The following is a 5,495-nucleotide window of genomic DNA, read 5'->3' on the forward strand; positions in this document are numbered from 1 at the left end:
ATTATACGAGCTTTCAAACGACCGATTAAATCGGTTATTTGAAACTCGAGGATGTTGATTGCTCATTACTTGTTTTATCGCTTTTCTATTAATTCGTTAGAATTAACAGGGCAGTTTTGCTCGTTGTTCAGTTTTCAAAGAACAATTTCTTTTGTGACAACGGAAGTTATCTTACCACATCCGTGATCTCGATGCAAGCTTTTTTTTCGAAAGTTTCAAGCCGTTCAGCTTGTCCCTCTCTCTTCGCTTACTTCGCCAACCGCATCTCTCTCGGCCGGAATTAGAATATACCATAGACTATTAATAGATTGCAAGTCTTTTTTATAAATAAGTTATAAATGCTAGATTTCAATATTTATCACTACTATATTAAATGCAAAGAGCCCATCATTCAGATGCCCCAGGCTCGCTCTTTGCCTATTAAAACGCTTCTACTATTTTAACCATAATCATTTGTACTTTCATTTACCAAGTCGACAACACTGCTTCACGCATGAGGCGCAAGCTAAAATTTATGTCGCTCTGCCAGCAGGAGGCTCCCATCTCATCTCCGTATAAATCTCATCTGCCATCGTTTCCTTGAAACCCAGCTTTCCGTACAGCTTGCGCGCCAGCACGTTGGCATTATCGACATGCAGCATTACCGGAAGCCCAAGCTGAGCCGCTTTCTGCTGCAGCTCCAGCAGTACCGCCGATCCGACGCCTTTGCCCCTAGCTTCCGGCAGCAATGCGATATCGATCAGAACGATAGACTCGCTGCCGTAATAGACCTGCAACGAACCAATCGGTTTATCTGCTGCATAAATAACCCGGCACACCGCATCTGGATAAGCAGCCGAATACGACGCTTGGCGGGCCCGATGCTGCATTTGTAAAAACAGCTCTATTTCTCGGGTGCCAAACCCCCATTCCGCTACTTCATTTCGCCGAGTGCCAGCATAAACTTCATATAAAAAAGTCTCGTCTTCAGCAGTTGCGGAACGCTGATTCATTAATGGCCCCCTCTATCAAAATCTAATGACAATATCCGACGCTGAACGCTAAAAAAAATACAATCTAATAGTACATCGAATATTAGCCTTTTTACACCATTTTTTCATAAAAAACGTTCATACAATGCCTCATTAATGCTAGAGAGCACTCCTATTGAATCGGTCAAATTTGGAGGATCATCATAAATTACAAAAAAAGAAGCTTTCGCCGCTCCCGCAACTGGCCTCGCCCCTCGATCGGCAAAGCCTAGGCTTCGACAGCCAAGTGCCCGAACAATTGCCGTTTTACGAAAAGTCTAAGCAATGAAGGCAACACCGCTACAATCGGGCGTATATTTGCGCATGACCGGGCTCTGGTCTCTTTTTATGCTTAAATAAGTGATAATCCGCACAAAATAACCCGTCACGCTGTTTATTTTTAACAGTGAGATTTTCACAGCTCCCACCACTACTTTAATACCCGAAAGGCGGTGAACCACAATGGCAAAACAGCAAGGTCACGGAAACAAAAATACGACAACGAAGTCATCCGACAAAAAAGGCAACGCGTCTGGCAACAACCACTAAGGCAGGTTCTCAGATAAAAGCATGAAATAAAAAAAACCCGTCGCTATCTCGTTGCCGAGTGCGACGGGTGTCTCCCATTTCGTTGTAAACCTATTATCTGGTTTTTTTCGCTTTCGCTTTGGCTTTAGCCTTTGCTTTTACTTTCGAAACGCCAGCATATCTGCTTCTGCTGCTATTATGGCTGCGACTGCGGTTATGGCTTTGGCTGCGTCGACTTCCCTCGTTCGAAGCTTCTTCATTATGATAGCAATACTCATAGAGATGTTTCTCGCATGGAACACAATGGTGACGGTTCACGACATTGACGCGATGAACAACTTCGACGATTTGCGGATGAAAGATGTCATTAAATACCGTTACTGGCGGATCATAAACCCGGACGGTAGGACAAAACGGATCGCAAGGATGACAAGACATTTGGTAGGCTCCTTTCCAATTGGTCTAATATAGTATATGGAGAAGGGCCATGCCTTGCTTGTGTAATAGCCTTGCGAGATAGTTGTTACTAGCAGTTATCTGTTATCTATTTTTTCAGGATAGAGATCATGATTGAACAGCCGTTGCTCAGCCAATTGCTCATACTTTGTTCCAGGCTTGCCATAATTGCAGTACGGATCGATTGAAATGCCGCCTCGCGGCGTAAATTTGCCCCAGACTTCAATATAACGCGGCTGCATGAGCGCAATCAGATCGTTCATAATAATGTTCATGCAGTCCTCATGGAAGTCGCCATGGTTCCGGAAGCTGAACAGATAGAGTTTGAGCGACTTGCTCTCTACCATCCGCTGATCGGGAATGTAAGAAATATAAATCGTTGCAAAATCCGGCTGCCCTGTCATCGGACATAGACTCGTAAATTCCGGACAATTAAATTTTACGAAATAATCGCGATACGGATGTTTGTTGTCAAAAGCCTCCAATACCGCAGGCTCATATTGCGATGGATATTTAGTTCCTTGGTTGCCCAGCAGGCTGATCCCCTGCAGCTCTTCTTCTTTTCTTCCTGACATCGTCATGTCCCTCACTCTCTCTTTTTTCCGGCTATACGCCGCGTTTATTTCCCCAAATCCAAGCATGTAGCTGCGGCAGTACCCGTACTGCCGACAAATCATCTCGACTCATCACTTGCTCGACAAGACGCTCATAATTGTTGGTCAGCTTGCTTAGCATGATGCTGTTGTCAGTCTCCGTTAAGTCGTCATTACCCGATTGTAAGAAAAACGCCGTGTCCGGATAACGCCGATGAACGGCAGAAGCGTATTCCAGATCATTCTCGTCAAATACGACAACTTTCAAGCTGTATAAACGTTCTGCTGCTCGTAATCTTCCAACAATATCATCCAATACGGTCCAATCTGTCAGCATGCCTGAGCTTGGCGGCTTAGGCGACAGTGTTACTTCATCTATAGCGAGAAGCCAATTCTGCCAGCGGCTTCCTTGCGTTTCTACAGCAATCCGTATTCCTTCGACCTGCAGCAGCTCTACCAGTACATCCATATTGGCCAGTAGGGCGGGATTACCGCCGGAAAGTGTAACATGGGAAAAACCTTTCCCTCCAATATTCCGCAGCTCAGTCCATATCTCGGAAGCCGTCATCATGCGAATAGAGTCTTTTCCAGTACCGTCCCAGGTAAAAGCGGAATCGCACCAGGAGCAGCTGTAATCACAGCCTGCCGTTCGAACGAACATCGTTTTTTGTCCAATAACCATACCTTCGCCTTGTACGGTAGGTCCAAAAATCTCCATGACCGGTAAACGTTTCTCAATCATGGTCTGCCGCCCTTCTAGGACGGTATACCACATAGCTCGTAGGCGTCTCACGCAAATAAACCTGAATGCATCTAGGACGGTTAGGCCGTCCATCCAAATAAGTTTGCACGAGTTCAGCGATCGTCCGCGCGACTACTTCTGTCGTAGGAAACCGTGCAGAGCCGGTATCATTCGAATGTCCCGAGGACAAGGCTGGACCAAACAGCTCAGTATGTTCATTTAGGCAGCCATGATCAAACCGGTCATGAATAAGCTTTTTTATATCGGAAAAATTGACGAGAAAACCGGACTCATCCAGCTCATCGCCGGCTATCGTCACATTAACGAAATACGTGTGTCCATGCAATCGTGCGCATTTGCCCGCTTCTTCCGTCGGAATATAATGGGCTGCTGCAAAATGCATATCTTTATTCAATTCATAGCAATAGTCATGCGGCGTCTGCGGATAGATTTGCTGCATCATCGCTGCTCACCCTGGCTTCCCGCTCCGGCCAAATAACGTTCCAACCCCTGCCTGCGCAGCTTGCAGGCCGGACATTCCCCGCAGCCATCAGCAATGACGCCATTATAGCAGGTTAGTGTCTTCTCTCTTACGAAGCCGAAAGCGCCAAGCTCGGCTGCAAGTTCCCACGTCTGCGCCTTATCCAGCCACATCAGCGGTGTCTCGATGACAAAGGGATAATCCATCGACAGATTGAGCGTGACGTTCAATGATTTGATGAACACGTCGCGGCAATCCGGATACCCGCTGAAATCCGTCTCGCAGACACCCGTAACGATCGAATGAGCGCCGATGCCTTTTGCCAGCACCGCTGCAAAGGACAGAAACAACAGATTTCTTCCGTCTACAAAGGTGTTCGGCAATTCACCGTCCTTTTGCTCGATCTCCATGTCTGGCCTCGTCAATGCGTTCGGGGTTAACTGCCCAAGCAGTGACATATCGAGCACATGATGACGCACGCCCAGCTCCTCAGCAATTTGCGCTGCACATTCCAGTTCAAGCGCATGGCGTTGACCATAGTTGAATGTGACAGCCTCCACTTCCTCATAGCGCTGCAGCGCCCAGAACAGACATGTCGTGCTGTCCTGCCCGCCGCTGAATACGACGACGGCCTTGCCTTGCTTTGTTTGATACATTGTTAATCTCCTCCCTGATGAGAGAGAGATTCCTCGAACTAGATATTTGTCCATAAAATGGAATAAACAGAATCTAAGGAGATTCTGTTTATTCCTTAGTTTTTTATAGAGGGAGTTCGCGAACCTCTCCTGGAGCGGTCGGACGAGTTGTCCGGCTGCTTCAGTATTTATTCATTTATACCTATCGTACTATAGCATAGCTGTCTTTTATGAACAAGGTTCGAAATACTGGGCGAAAGCCTAGTCAAACTGCGGAGCTGGCTGCTGCTTCAAGTGAGTTACAGCCCTTTCCAGACCTTGCTACTTACCCAAGACAGTTCTGCGGGATTGGCGCTCATTACGCGGATTCGGTACAGCCTGCCATTCTTGCTTCCATTACTATATTCGCTCCCGCTCTATAAAATGGATAAAAGCTGCAAAAAGTCAGTCTGCACTCGAATCCGCTCCATTTGCTCCCTAACCGCTGGAACCAATCTCAATGCCGTGATCTGCCATTGAAACATTAAGGGACAGAACAAATAGCTATAGTATCTCAGTTACTCTATTCCCCCTGCCCCTACAAGTAACAAGTAATTTTACAGTTCTCCAACGAAGCTCATTCGCTATTTAGTGAATCCCGCTTCGTTGTACGCATTGGTTTGATGCTGCACCAGTCATTTTGCGAAGCCAGCTTCGTTTTCCGTGAACCTAGGTTCTCCATTAGCGAAAATTGCTTCGCTGTCGCCACGTTTGATAGCCTTAGCCCTCTCATTAGCGAAATTGCCTTCGTTGTTTTGCGAACCTGCTTCGCTGTACAACCAAATGTAACAAAGGTTAGTGAAAAGCACACGAAAACCGCCTTATAGCAGATAAGAGTTACATCGAGCTCTGTGACTATTCTAGGAGCATATTAGTTAAGTGTAGGTGTGTGAGCGAATGGAGCGATTCGAGTTCGGCCTGACTTTTTGCAGCTTCTACCCATTTTCCTATCGCGGAAGCGACTAGGAAATGCGAAGCAAGAATGGCAGGCTGGACCGAATGGCGCAATGC

The 5,495-nt window shown here is 46.6% G+C and carries 6 protein-coding genes and 1 riboswitch; all 6 genes read right to left on the reverse strand.

All coding sequences use genetic code 11. The annotated features are described in order from the left end of the window. Positions 1 to 512: 512 nt before the first annotated feature. The 6 genes from TY10_RS14050 to queC all read right to left on the reverse strand — a co-directional run bounded on the left by TY10_RS14050 (position 513) and on the right by queC (position 4,466). Entirely contained in the window at positions 513 to 992 is a 480-nt protein-coding gene (locus tag TY10_RS14050; RefSeq protein ID WP_042164552.1) for a GNAT family N-acetyltransferase, read from the reverse strand. A gap of 660 nt (positions 993 to 1,652) precedes the next feature. Further along, positions 1,653 to 1,976: a hypothetical protein gene (locus TY10_RS30460; protein ID WP_063510439.1), complete on the reverse strand. Its 324-nt coding sequence runs from the start codon at positions 1,974 to 1,976 to the stop codon at positions 1,653 to 1,655. Between the two features lie 95 nt (positions 1,977 to 2,071). Beyond that, positions 2,072 to 2,569: a preQ(1) synthase gene (gene queF / locus TY10_RS14060; protein WP_042164563.1), complete on the reverse strand. Its 498-nt coding sequence runs from the start codon at positions 2,567 to 2,569 to the stop codon at positions 2,072 to 2,074. Positions 2,570 to 2,600: 31 nt separating this feature from the next. Then, positions 2,601 to 3,329, reverse strand: coding sequence for a 7-carboxy-7-deazaguanine synthase QueE (gene queE / locus TY10_RS14065; protein ID WP_042164555.1), 729 nt, complete (start codon positions 3,327 to 3,329; stop codon positions 2,601 to 2,603). Then, on the reverse strand, positions 3,322 to 3,792 hold the full coding sequence (gene queD / locus TY10_RS14070) for a 6-carboxytetrahydropterin synthase QueD (RefSeq protein WP_042164557.1): 471 nt from the start codon (positions 3,790 to 3,792) through the stop codon (positions 3,322 to 3,324). Before queD ends, queE begins: the two co-directional genes overlap by 8 nt. Continuing rightward, positions 3,789 to 4,466, reverse strand: a complete 678-nt coding sequence (queC, locus tag TY10_RS14075; protein WP_042164560.1) for a 7-cyano-7-deazaguanine synthase QueC — start codon at positions 4,464 to 4,466, stop codon at positions 3,789 to 3,791. The genes queD and queC overlap by 4 nt, the downstream gene beginning before the upstream one ends. A gap of 89 nt (positions 4,467 to 4,555) precedes the next feature. Further along, positions 4,556 to 4,599: riboswitch (PreQ1 riboswitch) on the reverse strand. Positions 4,600 to 5,495 lie beyond the last annotated feature (896 nt).

This window comes from Paenibacillus gorillae (assembly GCF_000513275.1).
In the GTDB taxonomy this organism is placed as follows: Bacteria; Bacillota; Bacilli; order Paenibacillales; family Paenibacillaceae; genus Pristimantibacillus; species Pristimantibacillus gorillae.